The organism is Frankia sp. CcWB2 (assembly GCF_977927585.1).
Genome location: NZ_CDWRCM010000039.1, coordinates 10,997 through 11,470, shown reverse-complemented (window position 1 = coordinate 11,470; position 474 = coordinate 10,997). Strand labels below are relative to the sequence as shown.

At 71.5% G+C, this 474-nt stretch carries 2 protein-coding genes; both read left to right on the top strand.

Annotated features, from left to right (window positions below):
- Positions 1-113: NifU family protein (locus tag ACY45C_RS06480; protein ID WP_462186748.1), on the top strand; the 113-nt coding region annotated here is incomplete at its 5' end.
- Positions 114-160: 47 nt separating this feature from the next.
- Positions 161-474: ThiF family adenylyltransferase (locus ACY45C_RS06475; RefSeq protein ID WP_462186735.1), on the top strand; the 314-nt coding region annotated here is incomplete at its 3' end.

Genomic DNA, 474 nt, shown 5'->3' with positions numbered 1-474 from the left:
TTACCGGAGCCTGCGGCGGGTGCTCCAGCGCCACCGCGACCCTGACCGGCGTCATCGAGAGCCGGTTGAAGGAGGCCCTGCCCGAGATCGGCCGGGTCGCGCTGGTGTCTTGACAGCGCACTACTTGATCATCTGTTCGGCCTAACCCGGGGAGCGCCCGATGGTCACCGCCCGATTCCGTTCCCACCCGCGTCTGCTGGGGTCCATCTGCGCCGGGCCGCCGGCACCGTACCCATCCCGTCGGCAGGCGCCGTCCGTCTTCGACCCGCATCGACGGTACGAGCGGCAGTTGGGTATCCCGGGCTTCGGAGTGTCCGCTCAGCGGCGGCTCAGCGGCGCGACCGTCCTGGTGGCGGGGGTAGGCGGGGTCGGCGGAGCGGCGGCGACCTACCTGGCCGCCGCCGGCATCGGCCGGCTGATCCTGGTCCATCCGGGCGTTCTGGAGGAGCCGGACCTCAACCGGCAGACCCTGAT